Here is an 18,206-nt window from a genome sequence, read left to right on the forward strand (position 1 = left end):
GCATGTCTGAAACACCCGCACACACGGAACTTCCAGCCGAGAACACCAGCGTTTTACCCGCAGAGCCCGCCCCAGGTAACGAAGACGTTATCGACGGTGAAACCCACGCTTTGGAATGGCATGCGCCCGTCTTGGTTCGTATTGATGAGCACACGACAATCCCCCACCTTCTGGCCAAGCGCGTCCAGCGTGCACCCCGACGCCCGCTGATTGCACGCAAGCTCGAAATGGGGTCGACGTGGCAGAACATGACTGCAGCAGAGTTCTACGAAGACGTCCAGACCACCGCAGCTGGACTCATCGGTCTGGGGCTCAACTACGGTGATGCAATCGCGATCATGTCACGAACACGCTACGAGTGGACGCTCCTAGACTTTGCCGCATGGACCGCGGGGTTACTCCCCGTTCCAATTTATGAAACATCCTCGGGCGAACAGATTGAGTACATCATCAAAGATGCAGACGTCCGTGCAATAGTGACGGAAACAGTCACCCAGCGTGAACTGGCGCTGGACGCGTGTCACCGTCTTGGTAAAGATGACATCACCGTGCTCTCCCTTGACGCGGAAGCAATGCAGACCATCCGAGATGCGGGTATCACGGTGCCACGCGCGTCTGTTGCAGCCCGAACTCAAGCACTGACTACCGATACCCTGGCAACAATTGTTTACACTTCGGGGACAACGGGACGCCCGAAGGGCACTGAAATCACCCACGGCAATTTTACCGAGCTCGCGCTCAACTCCCATGCGTGGATGCCCGAAATCGCCATGGGACAGGATTCGCGTTTGCTCCTTTTCCTTCCCCTCGCCCATGTTTTCGCGCGTTTCCTACAGGTATTCCAACTCAGCGGCGAAGGAATCCTTGGCCACACCCCTGATATCAAGAATCTGCTCTCGGACCTGGCGACCTTCAAACCTTCATATCTGCTTGTTGTTCCTCGTGTCCTTGAGAAGATTTACAACTCAGCAGATGCGAAGGCCGGTCGCGGCGGAAAGCAAAAGATTTTCCGCTGGGCTGCAAACGTCGCTGTCGAATACTCGCAGGCACTTGAAACTCCCGAAGGCCCCTCACGCCGACTGAAGATGCAGCACGCTGCCGCTACCCGCTTGGTTTATTCGAAGATTCTGCAGCTTGTCGGCGGCAACGCCCGCTACATCATCTCCGGTGGTGCTCCCCTATCGCAAAGACTTGCCCATTTCTATACCGGACTTGGACTTCCCGTTTTGGAAGGCTACGGCCTTACAGAAACTGTGGGTCCTCTTTCCGTGAACACACCCCGCTTGTCAAAGATTGGCACCGTTGGGCCAGCGCTTCCTCCCCTATCGGTGCGTATCTCCGAAGAAGGACAAATCCTTATTAAGGGGCCATCAGTTTTCCGTGGCTACCACAACAATCCCGAGGCAACTGCCGAGGCCTTTACCGAGGACGGTTGGTTTAAGAGCGGTGATTTAGGCTCGCTTGACCGCGATGGTTACGTCCGAATTACGGGTCGCGCTAAAGACATCATTGTCACCGCTGGTGGAAAGAACGTCGCTCCCGCGTCACTGGAAGATCCCTTGCGTGGCCATCCTTTGATCTCACAGGTGATTGTTGTGGGTGATAAGCGTCCCTTCATTTCGGCACTCATCACTCTCGACCCAGAAATGCTTCAATTGTGGCTCCAAAACCACGGATTGCCTCCCATGTCAATCAGTGAGGCTGCCACGAATATCGAGGTGCTTTCAGCTCTGGAACGCGCCGTTGAGCGCGCGAACGAACATGTTTCACGCGCGGAATCGATTCGAAAGATTCACGTCCTCACAAGTGATTTCACCGAGGCGAATGGACTTCTCACCCCTTCTCTCAAGGTCAAACGCAAGGCAGTTCTTCAGCGCTATGCAGAGGTGATTGACAGCATCTACGGTGGCCCTGTTCAAAGCGAATAAGGAACTGGGCCAAGCCCGTGATAGACGTGCCCAGCCCAAAAGATCACTACGAATTCACGGCTCTACCCGGTGCATCGCTTGAGGAGAAGCGATGCACCGGGCTCAACTTATTGCGAGGCCAGAGCAGCGGTTGGCGGCGTGTGAGCCGCACGCAGGGCAGGATAGAGTCCCGCAACTGCTCCAATCGCTAAGGGAGCACCCAAACCTGCGGCAATGACATACCACGCGATGGTGACGGGCCACCCGTATGCGATACACATCCCCCAGGTGACAAGTGCTCCAATGACGCATCCAACGCAGCCACCGAGGAAGGAGAGGATCAAGGCCTCGGCAAGGAATTGGATGCAAATATGTCCGCGACGCGCCCCCAGTGAGCGCCTCAGGCCAATCTCTCGACGTCTTTCAAGCACCGAGATAATCATGGTGTTCGCGACCCCGATTCCGCCCACGAGCAGCGCGATTGATCCAACCCCCGCAAGCAGAGTTGTCAGAGTTTGATCCGCAGCATTTTGCGCGGCAAGGGCATCCGAAGGCCGTGAAACTTTCAGCCCAGTCGCGCCCTGCGGGGCAAGGGTTGGACCAAGAAGTTCTCTGACCTGCTCAACCTGAGAATCCTCAGAGCGCTCGTAGAGAGTCGTTGGCGTTTGGCCTGCGCCAAACAGCTTCTGGGCAATGGGAATACCAATGAGGGCTGCATGATCAAGTTCTTCTGCCAAAGGGGCAGGTTCAAGAATGCCCAGCACTGTAAAGGAAGTATTCCCAAGCCAGACCTGGCCACCCGGACTGGTCACGCCCAAGAGGCTGGCCGTCTGGGCTCCCAAAACCACTCCCGGATACTGCGATGTCGCTTCATTCAGCCACGCTCCACGAGCAATTTTTCCCGAAACAACGTCAAGGAGGTTGGTCGGTGCGGCCATCGTGAGGATTCCGCCCGTTGCATTCGGGTCAATCAGGCGCGAGCGATACACCGAAACACCCGAAAGCGTGGAGGTTGAAGAGGCATCCTTCACACCTGGAATCATCCGAATTCGGCCGACTGAATCTTCGGGTAGGACAAGATTGGCTCCCGATAGATCTGCACCAGAGCGAGCCGTCAGCATATTGGTGCCCAGAGCCTGAAGCTGCTCATGGAGTTGAGCCTGAGAGGATGCCGAAACACCGACAACGCCGACCATCGCAGCGATACCGATGGCAATACCCAGGGCGGACAGAACAGCGCGCATCGGCCGCGCACGCAAACCGCTGACCCCAAGGCGCGCAACATCACTGCCTCGTAAACGTGAGGAATGAACAATCTGAGTGCTGTCGCCGCTCACAAGATCACCTCACTACCGGAGTCCGAGACAACCCGACCATCACGGATCATGATTTGTCTGGGAAGAGAGGCAGCAAGATCGTTGTCGTGAGTAATAACGATGATGGTCGTCCCCGCATCGTTTAACTCGCGAAGCAGTGAAACGATCGCATCCCCCGAACGTGAATCAAGATTTCCCGTAGGTTCATCAGCCAAGAGAAGGGCCGGCTCCCCTACAAGAGCTCGTGCGATCGCAACGCGTTGGCGCTCGCCTCCAGACATTTGATGGGGACGATGCTCAATACGGTGACCGAGTCCCACTTTTTCCAAGGCTTCACGTGCTTTTTCGCGGCGTTGCGCCCGTGGAATCCCACGATAAAGCAGGCCATCGGCAACGTTATCCAAGGCACTCACTCCCGGAGAGAGGTGAAATTGCTGGAAAACAAAGCCAATGAGAGAAGCACGAACACCCGATAGTTCAGCATCATTGAGGGAAGAAACATCCATACCATCGATCATTACCGAACCTGAATCAGGCCGATCTAGGGTACCGATCAGGTTTAACAATGTTGATTTCCCAGAGCCCGATGGTCCGACAATTGCAACGAATTCTCCCCTGCTGACGCTCAGACTCACCCCATCACAGGCGTTAACCGGCGGCGATCCATATGAACGACGAACTTCGCGCACTTCTAGCAGTGAACTCATCGGTTCGGCACCACCACGCGTTGTCCCGCATGCAGATCATCAGAGGCAACCTCAACGCGATCCCCGGCAAATAAACCTGTCTGCACTGGAACGCGAGTCGTCTTTCCATCGTCACCGATGACCTCGACTCCGAATTGATCAGGCGTGATGGCCACCAGAGCTCCCAGCGGCACAGAAAGGACATCCTTCTTCGTCTGCGAGGTGATACCCAGCGACACCGAGGCCTCTTGGAGCTTTTCTGTCGCTGCAGGGTCATCGGGGGTTACAGTGATCGGAATGATGCGATCCTTTGTAGTTCCCTGCTGATCCGCACCCTCTGAACTGGTCTTTTCTTTCGGGGGTTCGACAGAGGAGATTGTGCCCTTCGTTGTTTGTGCTCCCGGAAGACGAATCGTCACCGCGCTCCCAACGACACCGAGTGCCTGATCGGAGAGCTTGAGATTTGCCGAAATAATCTGCCTGGAAGACGAGGCCGCAAATAGTTCTGTTCCATTTGCGACGCTATCACCGACCCGCGCTTTAAGCGCGCCAACTCGAAGATCTTCCGAAGCAAAGAGAACCTGCCCCAGCGGAAGGACTCCATCACGTGCAATCCCCAAAGACTTTTGCCATTGGCTGATCGCTGCTTGGGTGCGCCAATCGAAGTGAGAGTCAGCTTCTGCCGTGAAATGTCCCAACTTTGCAAGAGACTCTTCTAGTTGCTTGACGTCTTCACCGTCGCTCATTCCATTTTCAAAAGTACGCCAGGCAGGCGTGTTTCCGTGAAGGAGATAGGAGCTCTGACCTCCAACCGTGTAGATGCGTTCACCAAGTTTGATCGTCGAACCCGGGGTGGGAAGAGCCGTGATCACACCATCAAAGGCAGATTTCTGTGTGTAGGAGTCCGCGTAATGAAGGGTTCCCTGGACAGTTGTTTCCCCGACCAGATCACCGCGAGTAATCTCCGCGCTTGCACCCGAGTATTCAGCTGCATCTGAAGCTGCTCCAGAGCTATGTGCGCAACCGCTCATACATGCGAGTGCAATCGCCGCAGCTAGGACACGTGCACTACCGCGATGCGATGAGATGAAAGGATGGATTTTCACTTCCCACCCCTGGGGTTCCCAAAGCACTTGTTGACGGCGTCACTGGGAATATTTTGGATACTGACGCCTTCACCGGGCTTGGGGTCTTTGACGTCATAGCCAAGATCTCTGAGGCACTGTGCCCCCTTAACCAGCAATTGGCGTGTAGCAGCATCATTGGTGAGGTCATCTTGCTCTCCAACCAGAGAAGAAACCTCTTGCATACACTTGTTGATCGCACCGTTAAATGCATCAGAAGTGTCGCTTATCTGATCGGGAGTAAGGCCGGTATCGGGGACATCGTAGCCCTGTGCCCGCATGCATTGTCCGAATGCAATATTGGGGTCTTTTGAAGTGGACGAGGCCGCGCTAGCTGTGCTTGATGAGCCTTTACCGTGCGCCTGTGTTGTTTGGGATGAGGTTGTTCCCCCTTGGCTGCAGGATGCGAGGAGGAAGGTCAGGGCGAGCGCACACAGCGCAAGCCGACGGGAGGGACGAGGATTCTGCATCGAATCTCCTGTTGTTTATAACATTTTCGCATCGTTTGATAACGAATTGATAACATCCTACATCAGGAGTCCGTGAGAATCAATTCCATTAAGGATGAAAGGATCACAATTCTGACTGCGAGTATGCGGCCTTAATATCCTCGTGGTGACGAATAACTTCTTTAACCATGAAGTTCAAAAACTTTTCGGCAAAATCTGGATCCAGACCAGACTCTGCAGCGAGCGCCCGAAGACGTGCAATCTGGACCTGTTCACGGGCAGGATCGGCGGGCGGAAGCTCATGAACAGCCTTGATGACACCCACTTTTTGAGTGCAACGAAAGCGTTCAGCAAGGATGTGAATCAGAGCAGCATCGATATTATCGATCGTCTTACGCGCTTCGATCAGTTCACTCGGTAGCTGATTCTCTGCCACTACTCCCCCAACTTACTTAGGCGCTCTGTACGGAAGCGGGCTCGGCCTCGTACAACTCAGCGCTTCCCTGTCCAAGGACAGCATCACGGGTCACCACCACGCGCGCAACATCATCACGGGAGGGAAGGTCGAACATCAGGTCAGACAGCGTCGCTTCCATGACTGATGACAAACCTCGCGCACCGGTCTTGCGCTGATTTGCCAGCTCGGCGATTGCAAGAAGTGCATCGTGAGTGAACTCTAAGGTAATTCCATCAAGTTCAAAGAGGTGCTGATACTGAGAGACCAAGCAATTCGTTGGCTCGGTCAACACGCGAACCAGATCTTCCTCAGAAAGTTCCTTAGTCGAGGTCAGTACGGGAAGACGACCAATAAATTCCGGAATCATGCCGAATTTGTGAAGATCTTCAGCGGTAACGGACTCGTAGAGATCGCCCATCTCAGCGGAAGACTTCAATTCCGAACCGAAACCGGTGGAACGCTGGCCCAAACGAGCCTTGACGATTTCTTCAATCCCCGCGAATGCTCCCGCAGCAATGAAGAGAATTCCAGAGGTATCAATCTCCAAGAACTGCTGGTGCGGGTGCTTGCGACCACCCTGCGGAGGCACCGAAGCCACCGTTCCTTCGATAATCTTCAGAAGAGCCTGCTGCACGCCTTCACCAGAAACGTCACGCGTGATGGAGGCGTTTTCTCCCTTACGTCCGATCTTGTCAATTTCGTCGACGTAGATGATGCCGCGTTCAGCCTTCTTAATATCTCCGCCGGCTTCCTGAATCAGGCGAAGCAAAATATTTTCAACGTCTTCACCGACGTAACCGGCCTCGGTCAGAGCTGTCGCATCAACGATTGCGAAAGGCACATCCAGCAGACGCGCCAAGCAACGAGCCAAGTGAGTTTTACCCGTACCCGTAGGACCGAGAAGCAAGATATTTGACTTCGTGCCATACATATCTTCTTCATTGCCAGCTTCACGAGAACGGACGCGCTTGTAGTGGTTGTACACAGCCACCGAAAGTGCACGCTTCGCACGGTCCTGGCCGATGACCCAGGAGTCAAGGAAGTTATAGATTTCCCGAGGCTTGGGTAGAGGCAGAGAAGAAGGCTGGCTTGTCGGCTCGGAGTCCTCGGCAATGATTTCATTACAGAGATCAACGCACTCGTTGCAGATGTAGACACCGGATCCACCAATGAGCTTGCGGACCTGTTTCTGGCTCTTTCCGCAGAACGAGCACTTCAGGGCCTCTGCTCCGTCGGTTAAACGACTCACCTGCGCCTCCTGAAAACTATCCCAAAAATTGGGCTTTTACTGGAATCTAGCCTAATTCACGCGGTCGCTAACAGCGAATTGACGCGCGGAATCCGTAGTGTAAGACCGGTCATTCAATAGGAACGGGAGAGAACGCCGAAGCGCTCTCTCCCGTTTGCCTTAAACGGCGATTGTTTGCAGTCGCAAACTTGTCAACTAGTTCTGCGCTTTACGAGAAGCCAAAACCTGGTCGATCAAACCGTATTCTTCAGCCTGAGCGGCGGTGAGGATTTTATCGCGCTCAATATCGCGACGAACTTCCTCGACCGGCTTACCCGAGTGAGCAGAGAGTGTCTCTTCGAGCCACAGACGCATGCGGTCAATTTCATCCGCAATGATCTGGATGTCCGAGGCCTGTCCCTGCATTCCTTCCATCGCGGGCTGGTGGATCAGGACGCGAGCGTTGGGAAGAGCAAGGCGCTTTCCGGGAGAGCCGGCGGCCAAGAGGACAGCAGCGGCAGATGCTGCTTGGCCCAAGCAAACCGTCTGGACCTGCGGCTTGATGTACTGCATCGTGTCGTAGATCGCGGTCATTGCGGTGAATGAGCCACCGGGCGAATTGATGTACATGGTGATCAGCGAATCGGGATCTTGAGATTCAAGAACCAGCAGCTGAGCCATGATGTCATCCGCACTTGCATCATCAACCTGCACGCCCAAGAAGACAATGCGGTCTTCAAAAAGCTTCGCGTAAGGGTCCTGACGCTTAAAACCGTATGCAGTGCGCTCTTCAAAGTTCGGAAGAACGTATCGCGCCTGAGGCATTTGGCGGGCAACTGCGTCGAAATAGGGCTGAGTGCTCATCAGTTTTCTCCTCCACGGTTGCCAATTTCCTGCGGGCTGTCGATAACCTGATCGACAAAGCCGTATTCCAGTGCTTCCTGAGCTGTGAACCAGTGGTCGCGATCGCCATCTGCCTCAACCTGCTCGACAGACTTACCGGTGCGCGATGCGGTGATCTGAGCCAGTTCCTTCTTCATGCCCAAGATCAGATCCGCGTTAATGCGAATATCCGTTGCGCTACCGCCCGCGCCTCCCAAAGGCTGGTGGAGCAAAACACGAGTGTGCGGCGTGATGTAACGCTTTCCGGGAGCGCCAGCGGTCAACAGGAACTGCCCCATCGACGCTGCAAGGCCCATGCCAACGGTGACGACATCAGGCTTCACGTACTGCATGGTGTCGTAGATAGCCATACCGGCGGTCACGGAACCACCAGGAGAGTTAATGTACAGGTAGATATCGCGTTCGGGATCTTCTGCAGCCAGCAAAAGGAGCTGCGCACAGATCGCGTTTGCGTTATCGTCTCGCACCTCGCCACCGAGCCAGATGATGCGCTCTTTCAGCAGGCGCTGGTAGACCGAATCTCCCAGTCCCATGGGCGTTTCATTTCCGCCCGAGGCTTGAATAGCCATTCACGCTCTCCTTACAAATTGAGGGTCCGGTTCCACTCATGAAACCTCACTGGATCCAAACTTATCGGTTCATCGAAGACTTGGCGCTCTAAAAGCAGTCTTTTCGCTCAGGGCGCATGGAAAAGACCAGAACATCGAAGCCGTTATGCAGTGTGGGCCGAAACCATTTGGTTTCGGCCCACATCTCAGTCATGAATTCCGCGAAGCGGAAATCCTAGCGACGCTCGAGATCACTCACTTCTCGTCGGCGATCTCAGCAGCAGCTTCCTCGACCTCTGCAACGGTCTCAGCTGCGGCCTCGGCGGCTGCTTCTTCGTCGCCCTTACCGAGGAACTCGGAGAGGTCAACGTCGTTGCCAGCGGTGTCCTTAACGGTAACCTCGCTGAGGACCTCGATCAGGGCCTTTGCGCGGCCAAGATCGGCGACAACAGCGGAGATCTGCTGGGGGTCAGAGAAGAGGCGGTTGATGTCCATGCCGTAAGTCTGGGACATCTGGATTGCGTAATCGAAGAGCTCCTGCTGTCCGACCTGAACCTCATTCTTCTTGGCGAGTTCTTCAGCCAGGATCTCGGTGCGGTATTCCTTCTCGATGGCCTCGCGAGCTTCCTTCTTTGCCTTTGCGGAAGCATCTTCTGCAACGCGGTGGCTGAGCTCGTGCTCGATGACCGACTCGGGAAGAAGAATTTCGGTGCGGGACAGGAGGTTCTCAACCAGGCGATCGCGTGCCTGCAGTGCCTGCTGGGACTGCTTGGTCTGTGCCGCCTGCTTCTTGAGGTCTTCCTTCAGCTCGTCGATGGTGTCGAACTCGGAAACCATCTGAGCGAAATCGTCGTCGGCCTCGGGAAGCTCGCGCTCCTTGACGGACTTAACGGTCAGGGTAACCTCTGCTTCTTCGCCTTCGTGCTCGCCGCCCTTGAGGGTCGAGGTGAAGGTGACGACGTCGCCTGCGTGGGTCTTACGCAGCGCGGTGTCCTGACCGTCAAGCATGGTGCCCGAGCCAATTTCGTAGGAAACGTCAGAAACGGAGTCGACCTCTTCACCATTGATGGTGGCAACCAGATCGATGGTCGCGAAGTCACCGGTCTTGGCCTGACGCTTGATGGTCTTCAGGGATGCGAAACGTCCACGCAGCGCGTCAAGCTCTTCCTGAACGTCTTCGTCGGTAACCTCAACGGGATCAACCTCGATGACGGTGTCCTTGCCGTATTCGGGGATATCGAATGCGGGAACGACGTCAACCTGAGCGGTGAAGACCAGCTGGCCGGTCAGTTCACCGGTGGTTGAGGGGATCTCAGTGACCTCAACCTCGGGCTGGGACATGGGACGCAGTTCGTTCTCGGAAACAGCAGCAGAGTACTGACCGGGAAGAACCTCATTGACAACCTGCTCGATGACGGCTGCACGGCCGAAACGCTGGTCGATGATGCGAGCGGGAACGTGACCCTTACGGAAGCCGGGAATGGACACCTGATTGGCGATGCTCTTGTACGCCTTGTCCATCTCTGACTTCAGTTCCTCAACGGGGATTTCAACAGTCAGACGAACCTTTGTGGGCTCGAGGGTCTCAACAGTGCTCTTCACGTGGATTCTCCAGGTCTTTTCTTGGGCGCAAAATGCGCGTATTTCAACTGAACTAGCCTACAACAGCTCACGCCAAAGCTGCTAGCTGGCTGTGCGCTTTCACATTTTCCGCCGGCCATCATCGCCAGCACGATGTTCTTTCATTTGCCGCTCAAGTGGCCTCATCTACGAGGCCACAGCGGCGTTGGCAATAAAAAGTCGGGGTGACAGGATTTGAACCTGCGACCCTCTGCTCCCAAAGCAGATGCGCTACCAAGCTGCGCTACACCCCGTGAGACGAACGTCTGCGCGTCCAATAATACGGGACTTCACCCTAAATTTCGCAATCGCAGAAATAATCAGGTAATATCGATCCGCACGCGGGTGTAGTTCAATGGTAGAACCTCAGCCTTCCAAGCTGATGGTGCGGGTTCGATTCCCGTCACCCGCTCTGAAAAAAGGAGCCCCGGTTTTCCCGGGGCTCCTTTTGTTTTGCCGCGTATCCTTCTCCAGAGGACCGCTTGGCCAAGATCGAGTTAGAACGTCGATGTATCAATCACAAAGCGGTAGCGCACCTTTGAGGCCACAACTTTGTCATAGGCCTCGGTAATAGAATCACCGTCGATGATTTCAACCACGGGACGCACGCCGTGCTGAGCGCAGAACTCCAGCATCTCCTGAGTTTCATCAATACCGCCGATCTGCGATCCTGCAACAACCTTGTTTCCGTTGACCACAGCTCGCATGGGGATCACCATCGGGTTCTCGGGCAGGCCCACGTCAACGAAGACACCGAAAGGCTTGAGTGCGCGGATTAGTCCCGGGTAATCCAGGTCATCCGCACTCACCGTGCAAATAATGAGGTCAAAAGACGAGGCCAGAGACTCTATGGTGCCTTCTTCTGCAGTTGCATAGAAAGCAGTGGCACCAAACTGACGTGCATCGGCTTCCTTTGAACGACCATGTGAGATCACAGAAACTTCTGCGCCCATCGCTGCGGCGAGCTGAACACCCATGTGCCCCAAGCCGCCCATACCGACAATGGCGACTTTCTTTCCGGGACCTGCACCCCATCGCCGCAGCGGGGAATACATGGTGATCCCGGCGCACATCAGTGGCGCAGCATGCTCCAAGGCCACAGCATCGGGTACATGACAGGCGAAGTCTTCACGCACCGTCATTGCTTGGGCGTAGCCACCATAAGTTGGCTTCCCATCTGGGCCCGCCCGAAAAGTCCAATAGGCATGGGGATTGTCACAGAACTGCTCGTGACCGTCAGTGCAGTACTCGCATTCCTTGCACGACCCCTGTAAACAACCAACACCGATGCGGTCCCCTACCTTGAATTTGGTGACGCCTTCGCCAACTTTGGTCACAACGCCAGCAATTTCATGTCCGCCGACGAAGGGATAGGGAATCGGTCCCCACTCACTGCGCGCAGTGTGAATATCAGAGTGGCAGATTCCCGCATATTTGATGTCGAAAAGTACTTCACCCGGTCCGGGTTCACGAATATCAATCATCATGGGGTGATACTGCGATCGCGCATCATCACAGGCATAGGCACGGACTTGAGGCATCCTAGGCTCCTTTGTTTGTCCTCCCAGCGCTGAGCACCCCTGAAACACTAAACGTGTGGGAAGCTCTCTTGCGCACGCACATTGCACACATGCTAACACTCAGAACATATGAAAAACCCTCAGAACCTTATGGTCCTGAGGGTTAAACCGGGTGGCTGACGGGACTCGAACCCGCGACGTCCTGGACCACAACCAGGTGCTCTACCAACTGAACTACAGCCACCATTGAGCGCTGCGAAAAACGCAACGGAGAAACTCTAACATCTGGGCATGCCAAGTGAGAAATCGAAAAGCGAAGCGTGGCGATTGCCACGAATAGACATCCTCCCCCGTTTCACGAGGAAACGAGGGAGGATCAAGAACAAGATCTCAGATCTCACCAGAAGGCACGGGTAGAGATCGCGTCAGCGAAGTTACCCAGCGCATCGGGTGTTGCTTCCAGGTAGAGGTCCGCGTCCACCAAGGACACCTCCATCACTCGGAAGGAGCCCTCACCATCGGGAACCAGGTCCACACGGTTGTAGAGGAGCAGTTCATCGCGTCCCAAACGCGAACGCATGTACTCATGCAGGACTTGACGGATCTGCTCACCCCACTGCCAAGTCGCAGTGTCTGCGGGACGAGCGGTCACCACGGCCTCGTGCATGGAAGGATCCGTGACCGAAGAAGGGTGCAAAACCGCACGCTTCTCAACTGCGTGGGAAAGCAAACCGTTGAAGAAGACCAGCGAGACCTCACCGTGGACGTCAATATCTTCTAGGTAGCGTTGAAGCATCACAGAACGGCCTTCATCAAGCAGCTCCATGGTTTGAGCCAAAGCCGCTTGACGCTGTGAGGTATCGATAGCGGTGTAACGACCAATATCGCGCACACCCGAAGAAACCGCAGGCTTCACAACGAAGTCACCCAGAGCCGGGAAGCGTGAGTGAACTTGATGCTTCGAAAAACCGTGCGAGGGCTCAAGCCACGTCGTAGGAATAACAGGAAGCCCCAAGGCCTCCAAATCCTTCATGTAGTGCTTGTCAGTGTTCCACTCCATGACATCCGCATGGTTGAGCAGACGCGGTACTGAATTTGCCCAGTTAATAAATTCCTGGCGTTGCGTCGCATAATCCGAAACAGATCGGATCACGCAGACCCCCGCTGCATCCCAGTCGACAGTGGGATCATTCCAAATAGCAATCTGGGGGTCCATTCCGCGCTCTGCAAGAGCGTCGGGAAGTCCACTCTCATCGGAGAAAAGCTCGGGCATATTCTCCGAGGTGACAAGGGTAACCTTGGGTTTTTTCGTCATAAAAATATCTTACCTTAGTCCCAAGGGGCGGCTCATGGCTTCCTCCAACAGGGAGGTCACCAATTCGGTGTAGCTCAGTCCCGCTTCGCCCCACACACGCGGATACAACGACAAACGAGTAAAGCCGGGCATGGTGTTTACTTCATTCACGATGATCTCGTGGGTTGCATCGTTATAGAAGAAATCGACGCGGGCCAGGCCCTCACACTCCAAGGCCTCGAAAGCCTTGAGTGCGGTTTCTTGAATACGCGTCGCATCTTCTTCTGGAACATCCGCGGGGCACATCAAGGAAATGGCATCGGTATCGACGTATTTCAGGGCGTAGTCATAGAACTCGCCTTCAGGAACACCAATTTCACCCAGGGGTGCTGCCATTGAGTCGCCTCCGGCAGGAACGCGCACACCGCACTCGACCTCACGGCCATGGGCCATCGCCTCGACGATGATTCGAGGGTCGTTTGCGGCTGCTTCCTTGATGGCAAGGTCCAGCTGATCAGGGGAATCCACGCGCGAAATCCCAACCGAGGAACCACCGCGAGTGGGTTTGACGAAGACCGGATAGCCCAGGGCCTCAATCCGCGAGCGCACCTCCTGGGGATCGCGGGACCACTCTTTCTCGGTGACCAGTTCCCATCGGCCAACTGCAATCCCGGCCTCGGCAAGGACAGTCTTCGTTAGGTGCTTATCCATTGAAACCGCACTGGACGTCACGCCACAGCCGACGTAACGCACATTCGCCATCTCAAAGAGGCCCTGGATCGTTCCGTCTTCGCCATAAGGACCGTGCAGAAGCGGAAGCACAACATCGACAACACCCAGATCCTCAACGCTGACAATCCGTGCATCATCGTCTTCGGGAGTGCGATCGTAGGTGGTTTCAACCAAACGAGCAAGTCCCGGAAGCAGGCTCACGCGACTGAGTCCCGGCTCAATAGTTGTATTCGAGGCCGTGCGCAGGTCGACGAGCTCAGGGTTGCTATCGACATGTACCCACTGGCCGTCTCGGGTGATTCCAACCGCGAGCACATCGAAGCGTTCGCGATCGATCGCATGAAGAACACCGGCAGCGGTCGCGCAAGACACCAGGTGTTCGCTGGAGCGTCCGCCGAAAACAACGAGGACGCGAGGACGTTTGACTTCACTCATGGCCTTAACCCTACCGCGTGGCCAGCCCGTAGCGTCATTCTTCTCATGCCCGCGTCATTCGATGTTGAACACACCCAGGGTTTCAATCCTGTATCGACTCCGCCAAAGGTCAAGGTTCCATTCCCCGATCTCCTCCGCCCAGATTAGGATGAGGGAAGTCAAACTCGTAGATCGCTCAAGGAGGAGATTGTGAAGACGCGTCATTTTTCATCTCTATGCGCCCTAGTCCTTCTAGCCGCGCTCAGCGGATGCTCCCCCACTCCCGCGCCTTCGGCAAGCAGCTCAGCCACGGCCTCGGCAAGCGAAAGCGCGTCTTCCTCCCCTACTCCCGAGGCCACGCCTTCTTCCAGCCCAACGCTTCAGAATTGGGATCAAATTCCCTCGCGAAAGGCAAGCCTCACGCAGGGCAAAGAGGACGCTAATCACGCACCCGTCTTCCACGACCTACGCGTGGGCGAACACGATACTTTCTACAGGGTCGTCGTTGAGTTCACGGGAAGCGACGATGTGGGATGGCAAGGCGGGTGGACAACTTCCCCAGCGACACAGGGCAAAGGCGATCCAATCGATCTAGGGACGCCCATCTACCTTGAGTTGTCCTTGGAAGGCGGAGCCATGCCCGTCAGCGAGGAACTTCAAAAGGACTACTACAAGGGCGAAAAAACCAAGGAAGTCGGGCCGATTCGCGTACGCGAGGACGGCAGCTTTGAAGCGAATACGCACATCGTGATCGGGATGGATCACAAGCGCGAGGTCACTTTAAGCGCGTTGAGCAGCCCCTCGCGCGTCGTGATTGATATCGCGAAGTAAGAAGTAAGGGTTTAGATCTCTACACGCTTCTTCAGTTTGCGATCCCACACTCCCTGCGGGGCATCTTCTCCGCGAAGAGCGGCAACCTGATCGATCAATATGCGCTGAATACGTGCGGTCGCTTCATCAACAGCGTGATGATCAGCAGAACCGGTGTCGTGGCGAAGGTCATCCAGGTCGATTGGCTGGCCAATACGGACGCTCACTTTGCGTTGGGGACGAAAATCGATCAGCGCCGATCCCGAACGCATAATTTTTTGTTCTCCCCAGTGAATGAAGGGAATAACATCAACCCCAGTGTCCAGAGCAAGACGCGCAGCACCGGTCTTAATGCGCATCGGCCATTCCTCGGGGTCAGTGGTCAAGGTGCCTTCGGGGTAAATTGCCACGCACTCACCATCGCGAAGCGCCTTCGCTGCCGAGGCCAAAATCGCCCCGGGTTCCTTCGACTTTCGATCGACCGGAAGCAATTGCATCCGACGCATGGCCCCACCCAAAAGTGGAACCTTGAATAGCTCTGACTTGGCCATAATGCGCACGGGAACATCCGCTTTCATCATGACCCACAGCAAGCAGACCGCATCAATGTTTGACAGGTGGTTACATACCAGCAGGTATCCGCGGTCCTTGGGAAGATTTTCAAGACCTTCGACGTCAATCTTCATCCACGGGACCATAAAGCTGCGGAAAACGCCTCGCGCGAAACGGTAGAAACCTGTGAGTCGGTGAGTCATGTGTGTAGTTTATCCAAGCAAGGTGCTGGGGCCAAAGATCAGCAAGACAGCGCTGGAACAAGCTACAAGTTCGCGCTAACTACGACTGCTTCAAACAAAGACGCGGAAAACCCGAGGGCTGACCGAGATTTCAAGTGGGCCTTCTCCCACTTGGTCACCATCTCCCATTGCAACTAACCCAGCACTATCCAAAATCTTGACGCTGGTGACTTCTTCGACGTGAAGGATCGGATCATCAACTTTTCGCATCGCAAGAACCCGTGCAAGAACGCGGATCGCATGATGCTTGGGTACTGGGTCCACAGTGAGAAGTTCCAGACGACCGTCACTGGGATTGGAGCTGGGAACAATATTGATCCCGCCACCGAACCATCCGGAATTGGAGACTGAAACAAGCCAGCCCCGGATTCGCCTTCGCACGCCATCTACTTCAATTTCCATTGTTTTGGGCTGGAACTGCTGAAGGGCACGCAAGGCGCCCCAGGCGTAAGCGAAAGTGCCCGATGCAAAAGAGGTGTCATTTGCGATCTGGTTGGCCAAGGCATCTAAGCCGAAAGAAATAATTCCCAGCACCTGAGCTGGGTTTTCTTCGAGGCCCGTGGCCGGCGACGACGGTCGTTGCCCAGCAACGTCTTGCCCTTCATTTACCCCATCGAGTGCGCGCACCTGCATTGCGTCGACGCCTCTGATCCGAGGATGTTCCCCCGCGCCTTCAGCACAGATTTCCGAGGCCGGTGGCAGGCTCCGCACATGCGCAACCGCGTCCGTCCCAATTCCGAGGCAACGGCACAGATCATTTCCTCTTCCTCCGGGAAGCGGAATCACCACTCCCCCGCGCGCCCCAACCTGAGTCGCAATGCGAGCGATGTAGCCATCGCCACCTAAAACTGCAACCCAGTGATTGGTGCATGCCGCCGCCAAAGCTGCCGGATCATCCGAGCGGTGAGTGACTCGAACATCGACGTTCCACCCTTGGGAGCGTAAAAGTGCCGCTACCTTGGGGGCCCGACGTAGTGCGCGGCCTTTCCCAGAAAGGGCAGAAACAAATAGCTTCAGTTTGGGTTGGGATGGCTGATCCACGACTGTGGCCTTCGAAAGGGTTGTCAGTCTTCGTATTCCACGCGAGCATTGAGCTCACGAAGCTTGCGAATAAAGTGCTCGTAGCCGCGAGAAATGACATCAATTCCTGACACAGTCGATGTACCGGTTGCGGTCAATGCTGCAATCAGGTGTGAGAATCCGCCGCGCAGGTCCGGAACGACAATATCTGCGGCATGCAGAGGAGTCGGTCCCGAAATAACTGCTGAGTGGTAGTAGTTCTTCTGACCAAAACGACAGGGGGTTCCGCCCAAGCACTCGCGATACACCTGGATATTCGCACCCATCTGACGCAGCGCAGAGGTGAAACCGAAACGGTTTTCGTACACCGTTTCGTGGACAATAGACAGGCCCTCTGCCTGAGTGAGAGCGACAACCAACGGTTGCTGCCAGTCGGTCATGAAGCCGGGGTGAACCGCGGTTTCCAAAGCGATGGAATGGAGTTCACCACCCGGGTGGTAGAAACGAATACCTTCTGAATCGATATCAAACGCGCCACCGACCTTTCGGAAGGTGTTGAGGAAGGTCGTCATATCAGGCTGATGCGCGCCGCGTACGTAAATATCACCGCCGGTCGCAAGAGCTGCAGCACCCCAAGAGGCGGCCTCGATACGATCGGGCAAAGCGGTGTGACGGTACCCGTTCAGGGACTCCACACCCTCGATACGGATGGTGCGGTCAGTATCGACAGAAATAATGGCACCCATCTTCTGCAAAACATTGATGAGGTCCATGATTTCCGGCTCGATGGCAGCGCCCTTCAGCGTAGTAATTCCATCATTGCGAACCGCAGTCAGCAGAGTCTGCTCGGTTGCGCCAACGGAAGGGAAGGGCAGCTCAATAATCGCGCCGTGAAGACCGGATGTGGGGCGCTTGATATGGACCCCTTCAGGCTGCTTATCAACGATTGCGCCGAACTTACGCAGAGTTTCCAGGTGGAAGTCGATGGGACGGCCACCAATCGCGCAGCCACCCAGCTCAGGAATGAAGGCTTCACCCAGCTGGTGAAGAAGCGGACCACAGAACAAGATCGGGATACGCGAGGCACCGGCAAGGGTGTCGATGTCCGAGCGCGAGGCAATACGAACCTGCGAAGGATCCATTCGCAGCGAACCGCGCTCTTGATCGTAATCAACCTTGACACCGTGAAGAGAAAGCAGGTCAGAAACGACGTCAACGTCACGAATCAAGGGAACGTTGTACAGCTCGGAGGGAGTATCTGCGAGCAGCGACGCAACCATTGCTTTGGGGACAAAATTCTTCGCCCCGCGGACGGTAATGGTCCCCTCAAGGGGGTGGCCACCTTCAACTCGAAGTTTCGAGGACATAGTGATGCTCTCCTAGC

Annotated in this window: 17 protein-coding genes and 3 tRNA genes; 3 read left to right on the top strand and 17 right to left on the bottom strand. The window is 55.4% G+C overall.

Annotated elements, in window-relative coordinates; all coding sequences use genetic code 11:
• Positions 1–2 precede the first annotated feature (2 nt).
• Complete coding sequence (locus tag HGAS_RS02150) at positions 3–1,928, top strand: AMP-dependent synthetase/ligase (protein WP_019126285.1); 1,926 nt, start codon at positions 3–5, stop codon at positions 1,926–1,928.
• 107 nt (positions 1,929–2,035) lie between these two features.
• Here HGAS_RS02150 and HGAS_RS02155 read toward each other — a convergent pair whose 3' ends face one another.
• The 10 genes from HGAS_RS02155 to HGAS_RS02200 form a co-directional block, all read right to left on the bottom strand.
• Positions 2,036–3,151, bottom strand: a complete 1,116-nt coding sequence (locus HGAS_RS02155) for an ABC transporter permease (protein WP_314967539.1) — start codon at positions 3,149–3,151, stop codon at positions 2,036–2,038.
• Positions 3,152–3,240: 89 nt separating this feature from the next.
• Entirely contained in the window at positions 3,241–3,930 is a 690-nt protein-coding gene (locus HGAS_RS02160; RefSeq protein WP_019126287.1) for an ABC transporter ATP-binding protein, read from the bottom strand.
• Complete coding sequence (locus HGAS_RS02165) at positions 3,927–4,940, bottom strand: efflux RND transporter periplasmic adaptor subunit (RefSeq protein ID WP_051007848.1); 1,014 nt, start codon at positions 4,938–4,940, stop codon at positions 3,927–3,929. Before HGAS_RS02165 ends, HGAS_RS02160 begins: the two co-directional genes overlap by 4 nt.
• A 71-nt stretch (positions 4,941–5,011) precedes the next feature.
• Positions 5,012–5,503 carry a hypothetical protein gene (locus HGAS_RS02170; RefSeq protein ID WP_019126289.1) on the bottom strand — a complete coding sequence of 164 codons (492 nt, stop codon included), beginning with the start codon at positions 5,501–5,503 and terminating at the stop codon, positions 5,012–5,014.
• A 103-nt stretch (positions 5,504–5,606) separates the two neighbouring features.
• On the bottom strand, positions 5,607–5,918 hold the full coding sequence (locus HGAS_RS02175) for a chorismate mutase (protein ID WP_019126290.1): 312 nt from the start codon (positions 5,916–5,918) through the stop codon (positions 5,607–5,609).
• A gap of 16 nt (positions 5,919–5,934) precedes the next feature.
• Positions 5,935–7,188 (bottom strand): ATP-dependent Clp protease ATP-binding subunit ClpX, encoded by a 1,254-nt coding sequence (gene clpX / locus HGAS_RS02180; protein ID WP_019126291.1) that lies wholly within the window; start codon positions 7,186–7,188, stop codon positions 5,935–5,937.
• A 195-nt stretch (positions 7,189–7,383) separates the two neighbouring features.
• On the bottom strand, positions 7,384–8,031 hold the full coding sequence (locus HGAS_RS02185; RefSeq protein WP_009409081.1) for an ATP-dependent Clp protease proteolytic subunit: 648 nt from the start codon (positions 8,029–8,031) through the stop codon (positions 7,384–7,386).
• On the bottom strand, positions 8,031–8,639 hold the full coding sequence (locus HGAS_RS02190; protein ID WP_009409080.1) for an ATP-dependent Clp protease proteolytic subunit: 609 nt from the start codon (positions 8,637–8,639) through the stop codon (positions 8,031–8,033). The genes HGAS_RS02185 and HGAS_RS02190 overlap by 1 nt, the downstream gene beginning before the upstream one ends.
• Positions 8,640–8,873: 234 nt before the next feature.
• The gene (tig, locus tag HGAS_RS02195; RefSeq protein WP_019126292.1) at positions 8,874–10,220 is read right to left on the bottom strand and encodes a trigger factor; all 1,347 of its coding nucleotides are present in this window, start codon (positions 10,218–10,220) and stop codon (positions 8,874–8,876) included.
• A 198-nt stretch (positions 10,221–10,418) separates the two neighbouring features.
• Positions 10,419–10,492 (bottom strand) — tRNA-Pro (locus tag HGAS_RS02200).
• Positions 10,493–10,579: 87 nt separating this feature from the next.
• On the opposite strand from HGAS_RS02200, the gene HGAS_RS02205 reads away from it, so the two are divergent.
• A tRNA-Gly gene (locus HGAS_RS02205) sits at positions 10,580–10,650 on the top strand.
• An 85-nt stretch (positions 10,651–10,735) separates the two neighbouring features.
• Here HGAS_RS02205 and HGAS_RS02210 read toward each other — a convergent pair.
• The 4 genes from HGAS_RS02210 to HGAS_RS02225 form a co-directional block, all read right to left on the bottom strand.
• The gene (locus HGAS_RS02210) at positions 10,736–11,779 is read right to left on the bottom strand and encodes an NAD(P)-dependent alcohol dehydrogenase (protein WP_019126293.1); all 1,044 of its coding nucleotides are present in this window, start codon (positions 11,777–11,779) and stop codon (positions 10,736–10,738) included.
• A 150-nt stretch (positions 11,780–11,929) separates the two neighbouring features.
• Positions 11,930–12,002 (bottom strand) — tRNA-His (locus tag HGAS_RS02215).
• 153 nt (positions 12,003–12,155) lie between these two features.
• The gene (locus tag HGAS_RS02220; RefSeq protein ID WP_019126294.1) at positions 12,156–13,073 is read right to left on the bottom strand and encodes an ATP-grasp domain-containing protein; all 918 of its coding nucleotides are present in this window, start codon (positions 13,071–13,073) and stop codon (positions 12,156–12,158) included.
• 9 nt (positions 13,074–13,082) lie between these two features.
• Positions 13,083–14,219 (bottom strand): D-alanine--D-alanine ligase family protein, encoded by a 1,137-nt coding sequence (locus tag HGAS_RS02225; protein WP_019126295.1) that lies wholly within the window; start codon positions 14,217–14,219, stop codon positions 13,083–13,085.
• Between the two features lie 189 nt (positions 14,220–14,408).
• On the opposite strand from HGAS_RS02225, the gene HGAS_RS08610 reads away from it, so the two are divergent.
• Positions 14,409–15,029: an AMIN-like domain-containing (lipo)protein gene (locus HGAS_RS08610; RefSeq protein ID WP_019126297.1), complete on the top strand. Its 621-nt coding sequence runs from the start codon at positions 14,409–14,411 to the stop codon at positions 15,027–15,029.
• An 11-nt stretch (positions 15,030–15,040) separates the two neighbouring features.
• On the opposite strand, the gene HGAS_RS02240 is transcribed toward HGAS_RS08610, so the two are convergent.
• The 3 genes from HGAS_RS02240 to murA all read right to left on the bottom strand — a co-directional run bounded on the left by HGAS_RS02240 (position 15,041) and on the right by murA (position 18,189).
• On the bottom strand, positions 15,041–15,763 hold the full coding sequence (locus HGAS_RS02240; protein WP_019126298.1) for a lysophospholipid acyltransferase family protein: 723 nt from the start codon (positions 15,761–15,763) through the stop codon (positions 15,041–15,043).
• A 90-nt stretch (positions 15,764–15,853) separates the two neighbouring features.
• Positions 15,854–16,843 carry a diacylglycerol/lipid kinase family protein gene (locus HGAS_RS02245; RefSeq protein WP_019126299.1) on the bottom strand — a complete coding sequence of 330 codons (990 nt, stop codon included), beginning with the start codon at positions 16,841–16,843 and terminating at the stop codon, positions 15,854–15,856.
• A 23-nt stretch (positions 16,844–16,866) separates the two neighbouring features.
• The gene (gene murA / locus HGAS_RS02250; protein ID WP_019126300.1) at positions 16,867–18,189 is read right to left on the bottom strand and encodes a UDP-N-acetylglucosamine 1-carboxyvinyltransferase; all 1,323 of its coding nucleotides are present in this window, start codon (positions 18,187–18,189) and stop codon (positions 16,867–16,869) included.
• Positions 18,190–18,206 lie beyond the last annotated feature (17 nt).

This window comes from Actinomyces sp. ph3 (genome assembly GCF_000308055.1).
Lineage (GTDB): Bacteria > Actinomycetota > Actinomycetes > Actinomycetales > Actinomycetaceae > Pauljensenia.

Excerpts from the sequence above, each read along its gene's own strand:
- HGAS_RS02220 (WP_019126294.1), bottom strand. The coding sequence starts at position 13,073 with ATGACGAAAAAACCCAAGGTTACCCTTGTCACCTCGGAGAATATGCCC.
- murA (WP_019126300.1), bottom strand. The coding sequence starts at position 18,189 with ATGTCCTCGAAACTTCGAGTTGAAGGTGGCCACCCCCTTGAGGGGACC.
- HGAS_RS02210 (WP_019126293.1), bottom strand. The coding sequence starts at position 11,779 with ATGCCTCAAGTCCGTGCCTATGCCTGTGATGATGCGCGATCGCAGTAT.
- HGAS_RS02185 (WP_009409081.1), bottom strand. The coding sequence starts at position 8,031 with ATGAGCACTCAGCCCTATTTCGACGCAGTTGCCCGCCAAATGCCTCAG.
- HGAS_RS02155 (WP_314967539.1), bottom strand. The coding sequence starts at position 3,151 with ATGCGCGCTGTTCTGTCCGCCCTGGGTATTGCCATCGGTATCGCTGCG.
- HGAS_RS02150 (WP_019126285.1), top strand. The coding sequence starts at position 3 with ATGTCTGAAACACCCGCACACACGGAACTTCCAGCCGAGAACACCAGC.
- HGAS_RS02165 (WP_051007848.1), bottom strand. The coding sequence starts at position 4,940 with ATGAGCGGTTGCGCACATAGCTCTGGAGCAGCTTCAGATGCAGCTGAA.
- HGAS_RS02190 (WP_009409080.1), bottom strand. The coding sequence starts at position 8,639 with ATGGCTATTCAAGCCTCGGGCGGAAATGAAACGCCCATGGGACTGGGA.
- HGAS_RS02170 (WP_019126289.1), bottom strand. The coding sequence starts at position 5,503 with ATGCAGAATCCTCGTCCCTCCCGTCGGCTTGCGCTGTGTGCGCTCGCC.
- HGAS_RS02225 (WP_019126295.1), bottom strand. The coding sequence starts at position 14,219 with ATGAGTGAAGTCAAACGTCCTCGCGTCCTCGTTGTTTTCGGCGGACGC.
- HGAS_RS02160 (WP_019126287.1), bottom strand. The coding sequence starts at position 3,930 with ATGAGTTCACTGCTAGAAGTGCGCGAAGTTCGTCGTTCATATGGATCG.
- HGAS_RS02240 (WP_019126298.1), bottom strand. The coding sequence starts at position 15,763 with ATGACTCACCGACTCACAGGTTTCTACCGTTTCGCGCGAGGCGTTTTC.